This is a genomic window from Methylobacterium sp. HJ2 (assembly GCF_056431005.1).
On the sequence record NZ_JBWJYM010000004.1, the window covers coordinates 1 to 19,624 of the forward strand.

General features: G+C 71.7%; 17 protein-coding genes and 1 rRNA gene. 9 read left to right on the top strand and 9 right to left on the bottom strand.

The features are described 5' to 3' along the window. The 4 genes from rrf to ACS5RC_RS11200 all read left to right on the top strand — a co-directional run. Nucleotides 1-107: ribosomal RNA gene (rrf, locus tag ACS5RC_RS11185) — 5S ribosomal RNA — on the top strand; the annotation flags it as partial. A 297-nt stretch (nucleotides 108-404) separates the two neighbouring features. Next, nucleotides 405-1,103 (top strand): winged helix-turn-helix domain-containing protein, encoded by a 699-nt coding sequence (locus ACS5RC_RS11190; RefSeq protein ID WP_478343942.1) that lies wholly within the window; start codon nucleotides 405-407, stop codon nucleotides 1,101-1,103. Next, nucleotides 1,100-2,533 carry a sensor histidine kinase gene (locus ACS5RC_RS11195; RefSeq protein WP_478343943.1) on the top strand — a complete coding sequence of 478 codons (1,434 nt, stop codon included), beginning with the start codon at nucleotides 1,100-1,102 and terminating at the stop codon, nucleotides 2,531-2,533. The genes ACS5RC_RS11190 and ACS5RC_RS11195 overlap by 4 nt, the downstream gene beginning before the upstream one ends. Continuing rightward, nucleotides 2,530-5,469 carry a bifunctional [glutamine synthetase] adenylyltransferase/[glutamine synthetase]-adenylyl-L-tyrosine phosphorylase gene (locus ACS5RC_RS11200; RefSeq protein WP_478343944.1) on the top strand — a complete coding sequence of 980 codons (2,940 nt, stop codon included), beginning with the start codon at nucleotides 2,530-2,532 and terminating at the stop codon, nucleotides 5,467-5,469. The genes ACS5RC_RS11195 and ACS5RC_RS11200 overlap by 4 nt, the downstream gene beginning before the upstream one ends. A gap of 133 nt (nucleotides 5,470-5,602) precedes the next feature. On the opposite strand, the gene ACS5RC_RS11205 is transcribed toward ACS5RC_RS11200, so the two are convergent. Both ACS5RC_RS11205 and ACS5RC_RS11210 read right to left on the bottom strand, forming a co-directional pair. Beyond that, the gene (locus ACS5RC_RS11205; RefSeq protein WP_478343945.1) at nucleotides 5,603-5,785 is read right to left on the bottom strand and encodes a hypothetical protein; all 183 of its coding nucleotides are present in this window, start codon (nucleotides 5,783-5,785) and stop codon (nucleotides 5,603-5,605) included. Between the two features lie 155 nt (nucleotides 5,786-5,940). Continuing rightward, on the bottom strand, nucleotides 5,941-7,053 hold the full coding sequence (locus tag ACS5RC_RS11210; protein WP_478343946.1) for a DUF2336 domain-containing protein: 1,113 nt from the start codon (nucleotides 7,051-7,053) through the stop codon (nucleotides 5,941-5,943). Between the two features lie 224 nt (nucleotides 7,054-7,277). Between ACS5RC_RS11210 and ACS5RC_RS11215 the strand changes: the two genes are divergently transcribed. After that, entirely contained in the window at nucleotides 7,278-8,441 is a 1,164-nt protein-coding gene (locus tag ACS5RC_RS11215; RefSeq protein WP_478343947.1) for an acyl-CoA dehydrogenase family protein, read from the top strand. A gap of 228 nt (nucleotides 8,442-8,669) precedes the next feature. Here the strand turns inward: ACS5RC_RS11215 and ACS5RC_RS11220 are convergent, their stop codons facing one another. Together ACS5RC_RS11220 and ACS5RC_RS11225 are read right to left on the bottom strand one after the other, a co-directional pair. Beyond that, nucleotides 8,670-9,044, bottom strand: coding sequence for a GIY-YIG nuclease family protein (locus ACS5RC_RS11220; protein ID WP_478343948.1), 375 nt, complete (start codon nucleotides 9,042-9,044; stop codon nucleotides 8,670-8,672). 181 nt (nucleotides 9,045-9,225) lie between these two features. Next, on the bottom strand, nucleotides 9,226-9,738 hold the full coding sequence (locus tag ACS5RC_RS11225) for a WHG domain-containing protein (protein WP_478344339.1): 513 nt from the start codon (nucleotides 9,736-9,738) through the stop codon (nucleotides 9,226-9,228). 316 nt (nucleotides 9,739-10,054) lie between these two features. Between ACS5RC_RS11225 and ACS5RC_RS11230 the strand changes: the two genes are divergently transcribed. Then, on the top strand, nucleotides 10,055-13,468 hold the full coding sequence (locus tag ACS5RC_RS11230) for an acyl-[ACP]--phospholipid O-acyltransferase (protein ID WP_478343949.1): 3,414 nt from the start codon (nucleotides 10,055-10,057) through the stop codon (nucleotides 13,466-13,468). An 85-nt stretch (nucleotides 13,469-13,553) separates the two neighbouring features. Here the strand turns inward: ACS5RC_RS11230 and msrA are convergent, their stop codons facing one another. Together msrA and ACS5RC_RS11240 are read right to left on the bottom strand one after the other, a co-directional pair. Further along, nucleotides 13,554-14,210 carry a peptide-methionine (S)-S-oxide reductase MsrA gene (gene msrA / locus ACS5RC_RS11235; protein ID WP_478343950.1) on the bottom strand — a complete coding sequence of 219 codons (657 nt, stop codon included), beginning with the start codon at nucleotides 14,208-14,210 and terminating at the stop codon, nucleotides 13,554-13,556. 175 nt (nucleotides 14,211-14,385) lie between these two features. Continuing rightward, nucleotides 14,386-14,706 carry a PetM family of cytochrome b6f complex subunit 7 gene (locus tag ACS5RC_RS11240; RefSeq protein WP_478343951.1) on the bottom strand — a complete coding sequence of 107 codons (321 nt, stop codon included), beginning with the start codon at nucleotides 14,704-14,706 and terminating at the stop codon, nucleotides 14,386-14,388. A 144-nt stretch (nucleotides 14,707-14,850) separates the two neighbouring features. Here ACS5RC_RS11240 and ACS5RC_RS11245 point away from each other — a divergent pair, with 144 nt between their 5' ends. Further along, nucleotides 14,851-15,573: an HAD family hydrolase gene (locus ACS5RC_RS11245; RefSeq protein ID WP_478343952.1), complete on the top strand. Its 723-nt coding sequence runs from the start codon at nucleotides 14,851-14,853 to the stop codon at nucleotides 15,571-15,573. Nucleotides 15,574-15,990: 417 nt separating this feature from the next. Next, nucleotides 15,991-16,230 carry a hypothetical protein gene (locus ACS5RC_RS11250; protein ID WP_478343953.1) on the top strand — a complete coding sequence of 80 codons (240 nt, stop codon included), beginning with the start codon at nucleotides 15,991-15,993 and terminating at the stop codon, nucleotides 16,228-16,230. Nucleotides 16,231-16,273: 43 nt separating this feature from the next. Here the strand turns inward: ACS5RC_RS11250 and ACS5RC_RS11255 are convergent, their stop codons facing one another. From ACS5RC_RS11255 to argH, 3 genes are all read right to left on the bottom strand, one after another. Then, the gene (locus ACS5RC_RS11255; protein WP_478344340.1) at nucleotides 16,274-16,873 is read right to left on the bottom strand and encodes an invasion associated locus b family protein; all 600 of its coding nucleotides are present in this window, start codon (nucleotides 16,871-16,873) and stop codon (nucleotides 16,274-16,276) included. A 243-nt stretch (nucleotides 16,874-17,116) separates the two neighbouring features. Next, complete coding sequence (locus ACS5RC_RS11260) at nucleotides 17,117-17,392, bottom strand: hypothetical protein (RefSeq protein ID WP_478343954.1); 276 nt, start codon at nucleotides 17,390-17,392, stop codon at nucleotides 17,117-17,119. 118 nt (nucleotides 17,393-17,510) lie between these two features. Next, complete coding sequence (gene argH, locus ACS5RC_RS11265; protein ID WP_478343955.1) at nucleotides 17,511-18,905, bottom strand: argininosuccinate lyase; 1,395 nt, start codon at nucleotides 18,903-18,905, stop codon at nucleotides 17,511-17,513. Between the two features lie 45 nt (nucleotides 18,906-18,950). On the opposite strand from argH, the gene tlpA reads away from it, so the two are divergent. Next, nucleotides 18,951-19,592, top strand: a complete 642-nt coding sequence (tlpA, locus tag ACS5RC_RS11270; protein WP_478343956.1) for a thiol:disulfide interchange protein TlpA — start codon at nucleotides 18,951-18,953, stop codon at nucleotides 19,590-19,592. The last annotated feature ends 32 nt before the right edge of the window (nucleotides 19,593-19,624 follow it).

Here is a 19,624-nt window from a genome sequence, read left to right on the forward strand (position 1 = left end):
CTGAGCGGTGTGCCCAGAACCCGATCCCATCTCGAACTCGGCCGTTAAACGCACCAGCGCCCATGGTACTGTGTCTCAAGACACGGGAGAGTCGGTCGCCGCCAGACCCGCACAGCGCAGGCACGCATCCACAGGATGCCAACCCATTCCCTCGACACCATATCGGATCCGATGAGGCCGCTTCCGCAAGGAGGCGGCCTTTTCGCGTTCTGGGGTCCGTGACCGGACCGGTGCGGTCCGTGACCTATCCGGCACGGTCCCTTACCGAACCGTCATACGCCGGGAAGGCTCCGGCAATCGGCGGTGGTGCAGGCTCTCCCCCTGTCTCGACAGGGGAGGGGACCTTGGCCGTTCCGCAGACGAACCGTTCCCCGCACGCCCCGTCCGCTGTATGGACCGAGGCCATGCGGCTTCTGATCATCGAGGACGACCGGGAGGCGGTCGCCTACCTCACCAAGGCGTTTCGCGAGGCGGGGCACGTCGCCGACCCGGCGACGGACGGGCTCGACGGCTACGCGCTGGCGCAGGAAGGCGGTTACGACGTGCTGATCGTCGACCGCATGCTGCCCAAGCTCGACGGCCTGTCGCTGATCCGCTCGCTGCGCGAGCAGGGCGTGACGACGCCGGTCCTGATCCTGTCGGCGCTGGGGCAGGTCGACGACCGGGTGAAGGGGCTGCGCGCGGGCGGCGACGACTACCTGCCGAAGCCCTACGCTTTCTCGGAACTGCTGGCCCGCGCCGAGGTGCTGGCCCGGCGCGGGACGCCGATGCAGGGTTCGGCCGAGGCCACGAGCTACCGCGTCGGCGATCTCGAACTCGACCGGCTCTCGCACCGGGTGGTCCGGGCCGGACAGGAGATCGTGCTGCAGCCGCGCGAATTCCGCCTGCTGGAGTACCTGATGCGCCATGCGGGCCAGGTGGTTACCCGCACGATGCTGCTGGAGCATGTCTGGGACTATCATTTCGATCCGCAGACCAACGTCATCGACGTGCACGTGTCGCGGCTGCGCGCCAAGATCGACAAGGGCTTCGAGCACGCCATGATCCACACGGTGCGGGGGGCGGGCTACATGCTGCGGGCCGAGGACGCGCGCGGCGCGTGAGCCAGGAGCTTGCGGCGCCCGAGAGCGCCTTCGCGCGGCTGCAGAAGCTGTTTCGCACCACCGCGTTCAAGCTCTCGCTCGCCTATCTGGCGATCTTCGCCGCCTGCGCCGTCCTGGCGCTCGGCTACGTCGCCTGGAACGCGCGCCGGGTGCTCGACGACCAGATCCTGTCCACGATCGACGCCGAGATCAACGGGCTCTCGGAGCAGTACAATTCGGGGGGCCTGCGGCGCCTGATCACCGTCGTGGAGCGGCGCTCGCGCGAGCCCGGCGCCTCCCTCTACCTCGTCACCACGGCGCAGGGCGAGCACGTGGTCGGCAACGTCTCGGAGGTGCCCGCCGCGATCCTGGCGCGGCCCGGTCAGGTCGAGACGACCTACGTGCGCGGCAGCGCCGAGAACCGCGAGCACCGGGCGATCGTGCGGATCTTCACCCTGCCGGGCGGCTTCCGCCTCCTCGTCGGGCGCGACACCGAGGAGCGCGACCGGCTCCGCTCGGTGATCGGCAACACCTTCGCGACGTCGCTCGGGCTGGTGGTGCTCCTCGGCGTGGTGGGCGGCTGGTTCGTGGCGAGCCGGGTGCTCGCCCGGGTCGATGCGATGACGCGCACCACGCGCGGCATCATGGCGGGCGATCTCGACGAGCGGCTCGCGGTGTCGGGCAACGGCGACGAGCTGGACCGCCTCGCGCTCAACCTCAACCTGATGCTGGAGCGCATCGGCGAGCTGATGCGCGGCCTGCGCGAGGTGTCGGACAACATCGCGCACGACCTCAAGACGCCGCTGACGCGGCTGCGCAACCGCGCCGACGAGGCCCTGCGCGGCGAGCGCACCCCCGAAGCCCTGCGGACGGCGCTGGAGGGCGTGATCGAGGACAGCGACGGGCTGATCCGGGTCTTCAACGCGCTGCTGACGATCGCCCGCCTCGAGGCCGGGAGCGCCGGCCCGATCACCGCGCCGCTCGATCTCGGGCCGGTGGTGCGGAGCGTCGGCGAGCTCTACGAGGCGCTGGCCGAGGAGCAGGGCCTGCGGCTTACGGTCGACGCGCCGGACGGGCTTCTGGCCTGCGTCAACCGCGAGCTGATCGGGCAGGCGCTCGCCAACCTCGTGGACAACGCCATCAAGTACGGGCGGCATCAGGGCGACGGCGTGATCCGGCTCGGCGCCGAGCGCGCGGGCGACAGCGTGCGGCTCATCGTGGCCGATCGCGGGCCGGGCATCCCGGAAGCCGAGCGCGGGCGGGTGCTCGACCGCTTCGTGCGGCTGGAGGATGCACGCTCGCGCCCGGGATTCGGGCTCGGGCTCAGCCTCGTCAACGCGGTGGTCCGGCTCTACCACGGCAGCCTGGCCCTGGAGGACCATGCGCCGGGCCTGCGCATCGTGATAGCCTTGCCGGCGCTGGCGGAGGCGCGCGAGGAGGACGCGGCATGAGCGGAGCCGGATCGGGCGGCGCCGAGAGGCGTGGGCGCTTGCGGAACAGGCTGGCCGCGGCGCCGGTCCTCGCCGATCCGCGCGCGGCCGCCGAACGCGTCGCCGACCTGGAGGCCGACCTCCCGGAGGCGCTCGCCGACCCGGCCTGCCGGGCGCTTCTCCTCGGCCTTGCCGAGCATGCGCCGTTCCTCTGGAGCCTCGCCCTGCGCGATCCCGTGCGGCTCGGGCGGCTGCTCGACGCCGATCCCGAGGCGCATGCCGCGGCCCTGGTCTCAGCCCAGCAAGCGGCCGGACGTCCGGAGGCGGGGGCCGCGCCCGATCCCGAGGCGACCGGGCGCGCCCTGCGGCGGAACCGCCAGGAACTCGCGCTGCTCGTGGCGCTCGCCGATCTCGGCGGCCTGTGGAGCCTTGAGCAGGTGACGGGGGCGCTCTCGGATTTCGCCGATGCCTCGGTGGCCGCGGGCCTCGACGCGCTCCTCGGGCAGGCCGCGCAGGCCGGACGCTTCCTGCCGCGCGATCCCGGCTGCCTCCAGGCGGGCAGCGGCCTGACGGTGCTCGGCCTCGGCAAGCTCGGGGCGAGGGAGCTCAACTATTCGAGCGACATCGACTTGGTCGTGTTCTTCGACCCCGAGACGGCGCCGCTCAAGGAAGGGCTCGAGCCGACGCCGTTCTTCAGCCGGCTGGCGCAGCAGCTCGCCAAGCTGCTGCAGGAGCGCACGGCGGAGGGCTACGTCCACCGGGTCGATTACCGGCTGCGGCCCGATCCCGGCTCGACGCCGACCGCGCTCTCCTTCAACTCGGCGTTCAGCTATTACGAGACGGTGGGCCAGAACTGGGAGCGCGCGGCCTTCATCAAGGCACGCCCGATCGCCGGCGACGTCGCGGCGGGCGACCGCTTCCTGGCCGAGCTGCGGCCGTTCATCTGGCGCAAGTACTTCGATTTCGGCTCGATCGCCGACGTCCACGCGATGAAGCGCCAGATCCACGCGGTGCGCGGGCACGAGACGCTCGCGGTGGCGGGGCACGACATCAAGCTCGGGCGCGGCGGCATCCGGGAGATCGAGTTCTTCGTCCAGACGCAGCAACTCGTCTTCGGCGGGCGCCGGCCGAGCCTGCGCGGCCGCCGCACCCTCGACATGCTGTCCGAACTCGTCGCCGAGGGCTGGATCGACGCGCAGGCCCGGGACGAGCTTGCCGCCGCCTACGACTTCCTGCGGACGGTCGAGCACCGCCTGCAGATGGTGGACGACGCGCAGACGCAGCGCCTGCCCGACACCGATGCGGGCCTGGAGCGGTTCGCGCGCTTCTGCGGCCATGCCGACCGGGCCGCCTTCGAGGCCGCGCTTCTCGGGCATGCGCGCCGGGTCCAGGCCCATTACGCCCTTCTGTTCGAAGCCGAGCCCGACCTCTCGGCGGGGATCGGCGATCTCGTCTTCAGCGGGGCCGGCGACGACCCGGCGACGCTCGCCACCCTGCGCCAGCTCGGCTTCCGCGCGCCCGAGCAGGCGGTGGAGACCGTGCGCGGCTGGCATTTCGGGCGTCGGGCCGCGGTTCGCAGCGCGCGCGCGCGCGAGGTGCTGACGGAGCTGGTGCCGGCCCTGATCCAGGCGCTCGCCGGCACGCCGGACCCGGACGCCGCCCTGGCGGCGCTGGATCGCGCCTTCGGGCAGATGCCGGCCGCGGTCGAGCTGCTGGTGATCCTGCGCTCGCACGAGCGGCTGCGGCTGCTCTTCGCCGATCTCCTGGGCACGGCGCCGCGGCTCGCCGACACCGTGGCGTTCAGCCCGCACGTCCTCGACGCGGTGATCGACCCCGCCTTCGTCGAGCCGACCACGGATGCCGGGGCGCTCGCCGCCCAGTATCGCGCCCTCGTCGGCCGACCGGGCGCGCACGAAGAGTTCCTCGACCGCAGCCGGGACGCCGCCCGGCAGCTCCGCTTCGTCACCGGGGCGCGCCTGCTCTCCGGCATCCTGCCGCCCGCCGGCGCGGGGCGCGCCTTCGCGGGCATCGCCCAGGCCGTCGTCGCCGAGAGCCTCGCGGCGGTCGCCGCCGCTTTCGCGGCGGAGCACGGAGCCGTTCCGGGCGGACGCATCGCGGTGCTCGGCTTCGGACGTCTCGGCTCACGCCAGCTCACCGCCGATTCCGATCTCGACCTCGTGGTGCTGTACGATTTCGACCCCGAGCAGCGCACCAGCGACGGGCCGCGCCCCCTCGACGCGGCGGTGGCCTACAACCGGCTGACGCAGCGCCTCGTCGCGGCGCTCACCGCACCGACCCGCCGCGGCGGCCTCTACGATGTGGATCTGCGCCTGCGGCCGGGCGGCGGCCAGGGCATGATCGCCACGCAGATGCGCAGCTTCCGGCGCTATCTCGCCGAGGAGATCGAGCCGTGGGAGCAGATGGCGCTCACCCGCGCCCGCGTGCTCTGCGGCGACGCCTCCCTGGCCGCGGAGGCCGATGCCGCGATCACGGATCTCCTCACCCGGCCGCGCGACCCGTCGGCCGTCAACCGCGAGGTGCGGGCGATGCGCGATCTCGTGGCGCGCGAGAAGGGCGACGGCGGGCCCCTTGATCTCAAGCTGGCCCCGGGCGGCCTGCTCGATTTCGATTTCCTGGCCCAGGCTCTCGTGCTCGGTCACGCGGGGGCGCATCCCGGCCTCGTCGGGCAGGATGCGCCGGAGGTGTTCCGGCGCGCCGGCGCCGAGGGCCTGCTGGAGCCGGACGTCGCGGTCCGGCTCGCCGATGCCTATCGCCTGCTCGACGACGTGCACCACTGGCAGCGCCTGATGGTCGAGGGCGATGCGGCGGCGGCACCGCCCGCCGCGCTCGCCCGGATCGCGGTCGCGGCCGGCTTGCCCGATGCCCGAACTCTGGCAGCCCAGCTCGAGGCGGAGCGGGCGGAGACGCGGGCCGCGTTCGAGCGCCTTCTGGTCTGATCGACGGGTGCGAGCCCCGGAGGCTCAGGCGGTCGCGAGCATCGCCCGCCGGAGCGGCCTCCGGTTCGGCGAACGATGCGGCCGACCCGAGAAGGGGGACGGTCTGCGTGATCCTCGGATCACGGAGATCGCTCTAGGACCAGACGCCGGTGAACCGAAACCGGTCGAAATCGGCACTCAGGGCCGCCCCGGTCGGATCCTCGATCCGCACGCCGGTATAGCCGAGGTCGATCCAGGTCCGCGCGAGCACGACCGCGCTCGCCGCATTGGTCCGGGTCAGCTGCACCAGGCTGTCGATCGATTTGGCCGTGATCACGTACCGGCCGCACCGGCATGTCTCATACGTCATGGCGCGACAATGCAGGGAACGCTGCGGCCGCGCTCTGCCCCATGTTAGCGCCGTGGTCCGCCAGGCGGTTGGGTACGGTCGCGAACCGTCGGCCCTCGCCCGGAACGAGGCGGCGGCGTCGCTCAGCCGGTGGCGCGATTGCGGCCCGGCAGGCTCGGTCGGACGGCCGGCTGAGCGGCGGCGCGGGGCCGTGCCGCGTCGGGCGCGTGATGGGGTCGGTAGCCCTCGGTCGCGCTGCGCTCGCGCACCGGATGGTCGACGATGGCCGAGATCAGGTCGCGCGCGGCCGCGCGGCTGATGGTGCGGAACAGCCGCACGAGGTCGAAGACGCGCTCGGCCGACCGGGCGACGCCCTCGTTGAGGGTCAGGAACACGTAGACCGCCTCCTCCTCGTGGAGGTCGGCGGCCCTGAGACAGAGGGTCAGCAGATCGTAGCGGGTGCTCGGATCCGGCGAGACGGTGAGGAAATCGCGCGGCAGGCCGAGCGCGTCGGCGAGCGTGCCGACGAAGCCGGGGACGTCGTGGGCCGCCGAGAGGCCTGTCAGCTCGGTCCCGAGCTCGCGCGGCGGGGGCGGGCAGGGGCGCAGGCCGGCGACCGCCTCCACGCTCTCGCGGATCGCCTCGCGGCGGATCGGGTCGGCATGCAGGTAGAGCGGCGTCATCTCGGCGGCCGAGAGGTCGGGCCGGGCGAGGAGCAGGCGGGCGAGGTCGGAAGAGCGCCGGCCGCGGCCGACGAGCGCCGCGGCGGCGGCGCCGCGCAGCACGATGCCGGTATTGGCGGCGAGCGCCCGGTCGATCTCCGGATCGGCCCGGCGTGCCAGATCCTCGACGGCGCTCCGCTCCAGGCCGGACCGGGACGCCAGCGCCGCGGCGATCTCGGCGCCGTCCGTCAGGGCCGCCTCCAGAAGCCGCGGGCTGAGATGGGGCACGCCGGCCACGATCGCGTCGCGAACCGCGCCGCCGCGCGCGGCGAGGGCGGCGAGCACGCCCTCGGGCGTCCCGGGAAAGCCCGCGAGCTTGTCGGCCACGATCAGCGCGGTCTCGTCGTCGACGATCGGGATCAGGCCGCAGGCCAGGGCCTCGAAGGAATCCCGCTCGGCGCGGTCGTTGCGCTCGGCCTGCACGAAGAGGTCCGTCTGGACCCGCAGGATCACCGGCTTCAGGTCGAGATGCGCGACGCGCGACAGTTCGATGAGCCCGGACAGGTCCGGCGCAGCGTCGACGGATGAGGTCATGGCACTACAGGTTACGCGGAACTTGGGTCATCGCAGGTTAACGAGACCGGCGTGAATCGACCTTTAAGCCGGGCCTCCCGCCGGCGTGCCGTCCTGCGCCACTCCGGGATTCGCGTCGGCCCCGGGGTTCAGAACGAAACCGTCTCGCCCGCATCGCCAAACGGTATTGGATTTTCGCCCGCCGGCAGCCTTCACAGGGCGCGCCAAACCGGAGGAGACCCGCCATGTTCGACGACGCGTCCGGCCCCTATGCCGATATTCGCGAGGGCGTGCGGGCGCTCTGCCGGGAGTTCCCGGGGCCGTACTGGCGCGCCCTCGACCGCGAGATGGCCTATCCGGCCGATTTCGTCCGCGCGCTGACCGAGGCGGGCTACCTCGCGGCGCTGATCCCCGAGGAATACGGCGGGGCGGGCCTGCCTCTGTCCGGTGGGGCGGCCATCCTCGAGGAGGTTCAGCGGGCCGGCTGCAACGGGGCGGCCTGCCACGCGCAGATGTACATCATGGGCGCCCTGCTGCGGCACGGCTCGGAGGAGCAGAAGCGGCGCTTCCTGCCGCAGATCGCGTCGGGCGCGCTGCGCCTCCAGGCCTTCGGCGTCACCGAGCCGACCTCGGGCACGGACACCTCCTCGATCCGCACGACCGCGGTCCGCGCCGGCGACCATTACGTCGTCAACGGCCAGAAGGTCTGGACCAGCCGGGCCGAGCATTCCGACCTGATGCTGCTGCTCGCCCGCACCACCCCGAAGGACCAGGTCGCCAAGCGCACCGACGGCCTGTCGATCTTCGTACTCGACATGCGCGAGGCGCTCGGCAACGGCCTGACGATCCGGCCGATCCGCACGATGATGAATCACTCCACCACGGAGATCTTCTTCGATTCGGTGCGCGTGCCGGCCGAGAACCTCGTCGGCGAGGAGGGACGGGGCTTCCGCTACATCCTCTCGGGCATGAACGCGGAGCGGATCCTGATCGCGGCCGAGTGCATCGGCGACGCCAAGTGGTTCATCGAGAAGGCCAGCGCCTACGCTCGCGAGCGCTCGGTGTTCGGCCGCCCGATCGGCGTCAACCAGGGCGTGCAGTTCCCGATCGCCCGGGCCTACGCCCAGATGCGCGCGGCCGAGCTGATGGTGCAGAAGGCCGCCGCCCTGTTCGAGGCCGGCGAGCCCTGCGGCGCCGAGGCCAACATGGCCAAGATGCTGGCGGCGGAGGCGAGTTGGGCCGCGGGCGAGGCCTGCATCCAGACCCATGGCGGCTTCGGCTTCGCCGAGGAATACGACATCGAGCGCAAGTTCCGCGAGACGCGGCTCTACCAGGTGGCGCCCGTCTCCACGAACCTGATCCTCAGCCACCTCGCCGAGCACGTGCTCGGCCTGCCGCGCTCGTATTGAGCGCGTCTCTGTCGGTTCGCGTCGTCAAGCTCGCTATCGCTTCAGGACTGGATGCGCCTCGCGAAGCCGACGCCGCGTTTTCGATCCCGCTGAGCTGAGATCGGAAGCTTCCATCCCGCGACCTCATCCTGAGGTGGTGGCGCGCAGCGCCTCCCTCGAAGGAGGGCTCCAGAGAGCACGGCGATTTCTGGAGCCCTCCTTCGAGGCCGCAGCGTCCGCTCCGGCGCCTCAGGATGAGGTCGGGGGTTGGGATTTCGCAGGTTGTAAAAGTCCTCGGACCTCTCCGTCCACGTCGAGGCGATCGGAAACGAGCCGCGCCCCGGGACGCTTGGCGAGTTCCACGAGCCTGTTCCAGTCGCCGCGGATCAGCGCTTCCTTCTTCGATCGGCTCCAACCCTTGATGCGCCGTTCGGACGCGATCGCATCGACGATGAGATCGAATTTCTCGGCGTAGACCAGCGTGACCGGTCGGCGCCGGCTCGTATAGCCGCCGTAGATTCCCGCTTGATGCTCGGCCATCCGCCGGTCGAGCGTCTGCCCACGTGCCGAGCCGACATAGTAGCTGCCGTCAGCGCAACGGAGGATGTAGACGAAAGCCGTCATGGCAAAATCTTGAGGCGTGGAGATGCGTTCGACAGTTCCGTTCGAGCATCCCATTCCGGGGCTCGGGCACGCGCGCATTGCTTGCGAGGCAGCCGTCCCGTTTTCGCGAGACCGGACGGTGACGCCCTCGGGATGAGGTGATGCGGGGCGGTTCGTCCATCGATCAGGAACGGCGTGTCTCTCAACCCAACACCCGCCCGACCAGGATGCGCGCCAGGGCTCTGGGCGGCTCCGTGGTGACCGCGGCGAGCTTGCCCGTCGTGGCCAGGGCGGCGAGGCCGTGGAGCGCGGCCCAGAGCGCGGCCACGACCCGGCGGCGCTCGTCGGCATCCGGCAGCAACGGCGCCAGAACCGTGCCGACGAGGCCCGTGGCGGCGGCCAGGGCCTCGGTGTGCTCGGCCGGCGCGATCGTGCCCGGCGCGACCGCGTATTCGTGGACGAGGCCCCACACCGCCGGATCCTCTGCCACGAAGGCGAGGTAGGCGTCGGCGAGCGCGAGCGCGTTGGCGCGGGGGCCCGCATCCGGGTCGATAGCCGCAGCCAGGGCCGCGTGCAGCCGCTCCAGGGTCCGGGCGTTCACCGCCAAAACCACCTGATCGAGGTCGCCCACCGCGTTGTAGATCGAGTTCGGCGCGTAGCCGATCGCGGCGGCGAGCGGGCGCATGCCGAGCGCCCGCAGGCCGTCCCGGCGCACGATCGCCTCCGCCGCCTCGGCCACGAGCGTGCGGAAGCCCGCACGGTCGTGCTCGCCCCGCGGCCCGCTCGCCCGCCCCTTCCGTGCCTGCGCCACCCGCAAAGCTCCCCTTCCCGTGCGGCCACGCACCGCCGGCCGGCCGTGAATTGCACATTGTGCAAATGCCAGCGCGGCGCCTCCCGACAGGGTTGCACCCGCGCCTGTGGGCGGACCGCGCCGCAACGATGATCCCGCAAGGATATCTTGAGGCGTTCCGGCCGAGATTTGACGCGAGCGCGCCCCCTGGTCCAGTCAGGGCGGAGCCGGAGAGACTGCCATGTTCCGCACGTTGATGACCGCGCGGCGCTTCGCGCCGCTGTTCTGGTGCCAGTTCTTCTCGGCGTTCAACGACAACTTCCTCAAGAACGCCCTCGCGTTCCTGATCCTGTTCAAGGTCGGCAACGAGGGGGGCTCGCATGCGGGTGTCCTGGTGACGCTGGCGAGCGCCGTGTTCATCGGGCCGTTCTTCATCCTCTCCGGCCTCGGGGGCGAACTCGCCGACCGCTACGACAAGGCGGTGGTGGCCAAGCGCCTGAAGTTCGCCGAGATCTTCGCCGCGGGCGCGGCCGTCCTCGGCTTCGTGCTCCATTCGGTCCCGGTTCTGTTCGTGGCGCTCGGCATGTTCGGGGTGATCGCCGCCCTGTTCGGCCCGATCAAGTACGGCATCCTGCCCGATCACCTGAAGCGCGAGGAATTGCCCGCCGGCAACGCGCTGGTCGAGGGCGCGACCTTCCTGGCGATCCTGCTCGGTACCATCGTGGCCGGTCTCGCCAGCGCGATGGGCGGCTCCGGCCTCGCCTTCGGCGCGCTGATCATGGTCTTCGCCGTGCTGTGCTGGCTCTCCGCGCGGATGATCCCGCGCACCGGGGAGGGCGCTCCCGATCTCGCGGTGGACCGCAACGTCGCCCGCTCCACCGCCGCGCTCCTGCGCGACATCTGGGGCGATACCCGCCTCTGGCGCGGCTCGGTGATCGTGAGCTGGTTCTGGCTCGTGGGTGCCGTGGTCCTGTCCCTGCTGCCGGTGCTGGTGAAGGAGCGCTTCAACGGCTCCGAGACCGTGGTGACGCTGCTGCTCGCGGTGTTCTCGGTCGGCATCGCCCTGGGCTCCGGCCTCGCCTCCTGGCTCGCCAGCGGGCGGATCGTGCTGCTGCCCACCCCCGTCGGCGCGGTGCTGATGGGCGTGTTCGGGCTCGATCTGGCCTGGACCGTCGGGCAGCTGCCGCCGGCCTCCGGCCCGATGCTCGACGCGCTCACCTTCCTCGGCACCGGCTCGGGCCTGCGCGCCACCCTCGACTTCCTCGGCGTCGCCGCCGCGGGCGGCCTCTACATCGTGCCCTCCTTCGCGGCGGTGCAGGCCTGGACCGAGAAGGCCAAGCGCGCCCGGGTCATCGGCGCGGTCAACGTGCTGACGGCGGCCTTCATGGTGGCCGGAACGCTCGGCCTCGCCGTGCTGCAGGGCGCGGGCTTCTCGATCGCCAGCCTGCTGGCCATCGTGGGCGTGCTCAACCTCGTGGTCGGCGTCGTGGTGTTCATGACCCTGCCGACGAGCCCGTTCCGGGACGCGCTCTCGATCCTGTTCCGCGCCTTCTACCGGCTGGAGATCCGGGGCCTGGAGAACGTCGAGAAGGCCGGTCCCAACGCCATCGTGGCCCTCAACCACGTCTCGTTCCTCGACGCGCCGCTCGCCCTCTCGCTCCTCGAGGCGGAGCCGGTCTTCGCCATCGACCACGGCATCGCTCAGCGCTGGTGGGTTCGGCCGTTCCTGAAGGTGACGAAGGCGATGCCGCTCGATCCGACGCGCCCGCTCGCCACCCGGACGCTGATCAACGCGGTCAAGGGCGGCGAGACGCTGATCATCTTCCCCGAGGGCCGGCTCACCGTCACCGGCAGCCTGATGAAGGTCTATGACGGCGCGGGCCTGATCGCCGACAAGTCCGGCGCCATGGTGGTGCCGGTGCGGATCGAGGGCCTGGAGCGCACGGTGTTCTCGCGGCTGTCGCGCCAGCAGGTGCGCCGCCGCTGGTGGCCCAAGGTCACCGTCACCATCCTCGAGCCGGTGAAGCTCGAGGTCGATCCGGCGCTCAAGGGCAAGGCGCGCCGGCAGGCGGCGGGCGCGGCGCTCTACGGCATCATGTCGGATCTGGTCTTCCGCACCACCGATTTCGACCACGGCCTGATGCGGGCGCTCTGCGACGCCGGCGAGCGCCACGGCTGGCACCGCACCGCGATCGAGGATCCGGTCGCCGGCACGCTCAGCTACGGCCGGCTGGTGATGGGGGCCAACATCCTGGCCCGCAAGCTCATGCCGCTCTGCCCGGCGGGCAAGGCCATCGGCGTGATGCTGCCGAACGCCAACGGCGCCGCCGTCACCTTCTTCGCCCTCGCCTCCGCGGGCCGGGTGCCGGCGATGATCAACTTCTCGGCCGGCGCGGCCAACATCCTGGCCGCCTGCCGGGCCGCCGAGGTGACGACGATCCTGACCTCGCGGGCCTTCATCGAGAAGGGACGCCTCGGAGCCCTCGTCGAGGCGATCCGGGACACGGTGACGCTGGTCTATCTCGAGGACGTGCGCGCGGGGGTGAGCACGGGCGACAAGATCCGCGGGCTCCTGAGCGCCCGCGCGCCCCTCGTCGACCGCCGCGGCGACGATCCGGCCGCGATCCTGTTCACCTCGGGCTCGGAGGGCGCGCCGAAGGGCGTGGTGCTGGCCAACCGCAACATGCTGGCCAACACCGCGCAGGTCGCCGCCCGGATCGATTTCGGGCCGACCGACAAGGTCTTCAACGTGCTGCCGGTCTTCCACGCCTTCGGGCTGACGGCGGGCCTCGTGCTGCCGCTGGTCTCGGGCGTGCCCGTCTACCTCTACCCGTCGCCGCTGCATTACCGGATCGTGCCGGAGCTGATCTACGGCTCGAACAGCACGGTCCTGTTCGGCACCGACACCTTCCTGCGCGGCTACGCCAAGGCCGCGCACGCCTACGACATGCGCTCGCTGCGCTACGTCGTGGCCGGCGCCGAGGCCGTGAAGGACTCGACCCGCAAGACCTACGCGGAGAAGTTCGGCCTGCGCATCCTCGAAGGCTACGGCGTCACCGAATGCGGGCCGGTCGTCGCGCTGAACACCCCGATGTTCAACCGGTTCGGGACGGTCGGCCGGCTGATGCCCGCGATGGAATGGCGGCTCGACCCGGTGCCCGGCATCGACGAGGGCGGCCGCCTCGTGGTGCGCGGCCCGAACATCATGCTGGGCTACCTGCGCAGCGAACGCCCCGGCGTGCTGGAGCCGCCGCCGGAGGGCTGGCACGACACCGGCGACATCGTGGCGATCGACGGGCTCGGCTTCGTCACGATCAAGGGCCGGGCCAAGCGCTTCGCCAAGATCGCGGGCGAGATGGTCTCGCTGGCCACGATCGAGGCGCTCGCGGCCGAGCTCTGGCCGGAGATCCCGAGCGCGGTGGCCGCGGTCCCGGATGCCCGCAAGGGCGAGCGCCTGATCCTGTTCACCGAGCGCAAGGACGCGACGCGCGCCGCCTACCAAGCCTTCGCCAAGGAGCGCGGCGCCTCCGACATCGCGATCCCCGCCGAGGTGGTGGTGCTCGACCGGGTGCCGATGCTCGGCACCGGAAAGGTCGATCAGGTCGGGGTGACGAAGCTCGCCCGCGAGCGGGCGGCGACGTCGGAAGCCGCCTGACCCGCCCTGCCGCGCTCGCCATGCGGCGCAGCACCGATCCGCCACACGGGCGGGTCGGTGCGGATCGTCGGGGTCGCGACCGCGGCTAGGCCGCGACGCCCGTCCCGATCGGACAGCTCACCCCGGTGCCGCCGAGACCGCAATAGCCGGCCGGGTTCTTGGCCAGGTACTGCTGATGGTAATCTTCCGCGAAGTAGAACTGCTGCAGCGGCTTGATCTCCGTGGTCACGTCCGGGTAGCCGCGCTGGGCCAGCGCCTCGGCATAGGCGGCGCGCACCCGCTCGGCGACGGCGATCTGGCTCTCGTCCGTGGTGTAGATCCCGGAGCGGTACTGGGTGCCGACATCGTTGCCCTGGCGCATGCCCTGCGTCGGGTCGTGGCTCTCGAAGAAGGTCTTGAGCACGGATTCGAGCGGCAGCACGGCGGGATCGAACACCACCAGGACCACCTCGTTGTGCCCGGTCCGCCCGCTGCAGACCTCCTCGTAGGTCGGGTTGGGGGTGTAGCCCCCCGCGTAGCCGACGGCGGTGACGACGACGCCCTCCGGAAGCTGCCAGAACTTGCGCTCGGCCCCCCAGAAGCAGCCGAACCCGAGGACGATGCGCGCGCTGCCCTCCGGATAGGGGCCCTTCAGCGGCTGCCCGTTGACGAAGTGGCGCTCGGCCGTCGGCAGCGGCGTCGCCCGACCCGGCAGGGCCTCGTCCGGCTGCGGCATCTCGGGGCGCTTGCGGAACAGGAACATCGGGTCTCTCCGGTCGGTCGTCGGTGCCACCCTGATATGGGGTGCCGCGCGCCCCGCGTGAACGGCAGCGCGACCGCGTCGCAGGCCGGGTCGTCCGCCGCGCTCCCGGTGCCAGCGGTCGCTGCGCCCGCGCCCGACGAGCCCAAGGCTGCCGGCGGACGCGCGGCGGCTTGCGTCAGGGACGGGTGAGGAAGCCGATCGGCTCGCGCGGCGGCTGGCCGAGCCAGATCAGCGCCGCACCGAGGCCGAGCCCGATCAGCGAGGCGGGCGCGAGGGTCAGCGGCGCGAGCAGCAGGTCCCAGAGCCAGGGTGCCGCGCCCTGGACGCTTCCCTGGAGCGCGCCGGCCCTGTCCTTGAACAGGGCGCCGATCACCTCGGAGACCGGCGTGAAGCGCAGGGCGTTGTTGGCGATCGAGCGGGCGCCGTCATAGACCAGAGCGACGAAACCGCCGGCCAGACAGAGAAACCCGACGAGGCGGCTGAGAAAACGGAGCATGACATGTCCCGGCGGGTCGGTTCCGGCCCGGTCGGCAGGGATTATGGCCGGGCTCGCACGAGCGCAAGGCGGAGCGTGCGGTTGCCCCTGCGGAACGGCCGTGTCAGAGCGGCGCCGTCGGGCCGGAAGGGTGGGATCAGCAACTTGGATTCGAGCGCAGGCGGCCGTCCCGGTCGCATCGACGAGCACGCGCCGCCGGCCCTGGTGATCTTCGATTGCGACGGCGTCCTCGTCGATAGCGAGCCGATCAGCCTCGCCTGCCTCGCCGCGGCCCTGAACCGCATCGGCGTGGCCATCGACGTCGAGACCGTGCGGGCGCGTTTCGCCGGTACGGCCATGCCCTCGATCATGGCGCACGTGGCGGCCGATTACGGCATCACGGCGCCGCCGGGCTTCGTCGACGCCGTGAAGGGGGAGACCCTGCGGGCCTTCGATGCGGATCTGCGCGCCATGACGGGCGCGGCGGAGACCATCGCGTCGCTCGATCTGCCGCGCTGCGTCGCCTCGAGCAGCGATCCCGTACGGCTTCGGCATTCCCTCGGCCTCACCGGCCTGCTGCCGCTGTTCGAGGGCCGGGTCTTCTCGTCGGTCGAGGTGGCGCGCGGCAAGCCGTTCCCCGACCTGTTCCTCCACGCCGCCGACCGGATGGGCGCGGACCCGGAGACCTGCCTGGTGATCGAGGACAGCGTGCCGGGCGTGACAGCGGCCCGCGCGGCCGGCATGCCCGTGATCGGCTTCACCGGCGGCGGGCACTGGGCCCACGACCGCCTCGGCGCCGATCTCGCCGCGGCCGGCGCGCGGCGGGTCGTCTCGGACTATCCCGCCCTGCGACGGACCATCCTCGGCGGAGCGGCCGCCCTCGCCTGAGCCGGGCAGGCGGCCGTCGCGCATCGGGACGACTGCCGGGCCCGCCGACCGGATCGGCTTCCTACCTCCGAAGGGCAAGAGTTCGAAAGAACGTTCCATTGACGGCTGCGGCGGCCATGACCATCTTCATGATGTCCCGGCTCAGTATCCAGCCGGGGACCGCGGTGATTTGGAGAGCGTTGCTTGCGCCGCGATAACAAACGCTAAAGTACCGTGCGATTCCGGATGCTAGAAATCCGGATGCAGGGTCCCTCTCGGGAGGTCGCATGATTGGGTTGAACGTCAGGTTCACGCTTTCCACGGCGCCGATGCTTCGCCTGCCGAACGCGCGCTGTCGAGGCTGATCGCCAGATCCAGCCTCGATCCCGTGCAACCGTGCCGGCCGCGCGAGCGGCGACCCAGGAACCGATATTCCCCATGCCCGACACCGCAGCCATCCTGTCCACCGAACCGTCGGCGACGCGCCGCTCGGAACCCACGCGGATCATCGAGATCGGCGAGATCGTCGCCGGCATCGCCGTCCCCGAGGGCGGTCGCGTGCGCTTCTTCTCCTCGGCCCGCGACTTCGACAGCCTCGACGGAGCCGTCTTCGGAAGCACCCAGCATGTCGTGCGGGCCGCGCGCGCCGCCGGCTCCGCGACCCGGATCGCCCGCTAGCGCGCCGGGCGCCGCGCCACCGGGCGACGGCCCGTGCGGGGCGCTACCTGCACTCCTCGCGCGTGCGCTTCATCGCGTCGGCGAACCCGGCCAGGGCGTACTCGTCGCTGGTCGGCTTGCCCCGCATCGAGGTCGTCCGGATCGTCAGCTTCGGAGCCCGCCCGCTCATCTCGGCGACAACGCGGCCTTCCTCGGCCGGGTTCTGAAGCCAGGCGTTGCCGTCCTTGATCACCAGACCGTAGCGGGTGGTGCCGATGCTGAGGCTCGGATCGGTCGGTGCCGCGGCCGCACCCGGCTTCGCCTGGGCGGCGGCCGGCTTGGCCGGGAAGCCCAGCATCACCGCCACCTCGTTCTCGACGTTCTCGCCCTTGCGCACGGTGACGAACAGGTAGGCCGTGTCGCGCTTCAGGGTATTGGGCGAGCGGGTCTGCGGCTGGGCGATGGCGTAGCAGAGCCGGGCCTTGCCCTGGCCGTTGGTGAAGACGTTCCAGTCGCCGATGACCGCCACGGGGGTCGCCTGCTGCATGCCGGGCGGCGTGCTCGGTGTCTTCGGCCGCTCGCGCCCGCGCCGGCCGCGACGGCCGGTCGGCTCCGCGGCGGGATCGGCCTCCTGGGCCTGGGCGACACCGATCGATGCCGTCATCGCCCCGCCGGAGACGAGGAGCACGGACGCGACGCCCCCGATCGGAAGCAATGCTGGCGTCACGGCGAGCACGGACCCAAGCAGTGAGGCGAGGATCGAGCGGAAAGCAGGGCGCATCGGCACATCCTGAGGGCTACATCACCGCGCCCGAGCTTGGCCGGGCGTAGGATCTAGTGACGCTTGACCATCAAGACGGCAAGAGGGTGCTTCGATGACCGGTCCGGCACAGGGGGCCGGATCGGATCAGACCGCGCGGATCTCGGCGGCGTTCGCAGCGGCCATGGCGGCGACGGGCAGGGCCTCGGGCGCCACCGCGATCGTGACCGGGACGGGCTCGACCGCGGCCGGACGCTGGCGCGGGGCCGGATCGTTGTAGGGCGTGTTGTAGCCCTTGCGGACCGCGGCCCAGAAGGTCTCGCTGGACAGGCCGGTGCCGACCAGGGCGGCATCGATCATCGCGGTCGCATTCGCCGCGAGGGCGGGGGCTTCGTCCGGCTCGATCCAACTCTCGACGCGCATGCTGCGTTCTCCGATCCACAAGGCCGAGCTTGTACCAGACGAGACTTAGCTGAACGGTGAACGCGAGGGCGCTGCGATAGGTTGCAGCGCACAACGGAATTTGCGGGGGCCCGAACCGTCAGGCGGCGGCCCCGTCGCCGAGCCGCGCGATCCACGCGCTCGCCTGCGCGCGGACGTTGTCGGGCGCCGTCCCGCCGAAGCTGGTGCGGCTCGCCACCGAGTTCTCGACGCCGAGCACGGCGTAGACGGCGTCGGTGATCCGCGGCTCCGCCTCCTGCATCTCGGCGAGCGACAGGTCCTCCAGGCCCACGCCTCGGGCGGAGGCGGCCCCGACCAGCCGGCCGGTGACGTGATGGGCCTGCCGGAAGGGCAGGCCGAGTTCGCGCACGAGCCAGTCGGCGAGGTCGGTGGCGGTGCTGTAGCCGGAGCCGGCGGCCCGGCTGAGCACCTCGGCCACCGGCTCGAGATCGCGGACCATCCCGGTCATCGCAGCGAGGCAGAGCGAGAGGGATTGGAGGGCGTCGAAGGTGCCCTCCTTGTCCTCCTGCATGTCCTTCGAATAGGCGAGCGGCAGGCCCTTCATGACGATGAGGAGGCCGGTGAGCGCCCCGACGATGCGTCCGGCCTTGGCCCGGACCAGCTCCGCCGCGTCGGGATTGCGCTTCTGCGGCATGATCGACGAACCGGTGGTGTAGCCGTCCGACAGGCGCACGAAGCCGAACTGGGCCGAGGTCCAGACCACCAGCTCCTCGGCGAAGCGCGACAGGTGCACGGCGCAGATCGAGGCGGCGGCGAGCGATTCGAGGGCGAAGTCGCGGTCGGCCACCGAATCCAGGGAATTCGCGGTCGGGCGGTCGAAGCCGAGGGCCGCCGCGGTGGCGTGCCGGTCGATCGGGAAGGAGGTGCCGGCGAGCGCCGCCGCGCCGAGCGGGCACTCGTTGAGGCGCGCGCGGGCATCGCGGAACCGGCCGCGGTCACGCGCCAGCATCTCCACATAGGCGAGGCAATGGTGGCCGAAGGTGACGGGCTGGGCCGATTGCAGGTGGGTGAAGCCCGGCATCACCGTCCCCGCATGGGCGAGCGCCTTGGCGGCCAGGGCCCGCTGGAGGTCGGCGGCCTGCCCGTCGAGGGCGTCGAGGGTGTCGCGCACCCACAGCTTCATGTCGGTGGCGACCTGATCGTTGCGCGAGCGCGCGGTGTGCAGGCGGCCCGCCGCCGGGCCGACGATCTCGGTCAGGCGGCTCTCGACGGACATATGGATGTCCTCGAGCTCGCGCCGGAATTCGAAGCGGCCCGCCTCGATCTCGGCCAGGACGGACTTGAGCCCGGCCTGAATCGCGTCCACATCGTCGGCTGGCAGGATGCCGGCGCGTCCGAGCATCGCCACATGCGCCAGCGAGCCGCGGATGTCCTGCGGCGCGAGGCGCTTGTCGAATCCGATCGAGGCGTTGATCTCTTCCATGATCTCGGCGGGGCCGCTCGCGAAGCGCCCGCCCCACATCCGGTTGCTCATGCTCTCAACGTCCCTTCCGCGGCCCGTACCGAAGAGGCAAGGCTGATGCCCGCCCAACTCGTGCGTCTCGCTCTCGGCGCGATCCTCGTGACCGCGCTCGGTGCCGGGCTTGCCCTATACGGGACCGGCTCCATCGGCGGCAACGGGGCCGACGGCCCGTGCACGGGGTCCGACCCGGCGCTGGCCCGGGTCTCGGCCGCGGCTCGCGGCGAGGTCGCAGCGATGCAGGCGCCGGAACGGGCCCGCCGCGCGCCCGACATCGCCTTCCGGGGGCCGGACGGACGCGAGACTCGGCTCGAATCCCTGCGGGGGCGGACCCTGCTGGTGAATCTGTGGGCGACCTGGTGCGCGCCCTGCAAGGCCGAGATGCCGGCCCTGGACCGGCTGCAATCCGCCCTCGGCGGGCCGGATTTTGCCGTGGTGGCGATCAACCTCGACACCCGCAACACCGAGAAGCCGCCGCTCTGGCTGAAGGACAACGGCATCGCCGACCTCGCCTATTACGCCGATCCCGGCGGCCGGGTGCTGCCCGCCATCCAGCGGGATACCGGCTCGACCGGGCTGCCGACCACCCTGCTGGTCGACGGCGCCGGCTGCACGATCGGCGTGATGAAGGGGCCGGCCGAGTGGTCGAGCCAGGACGGACGCAACCTCATTCTGGCAGCCCTGGGGCGCGACCGGCGCTGAGCCGGCGCGGACCGGCGCGCCTCGACGAAGCG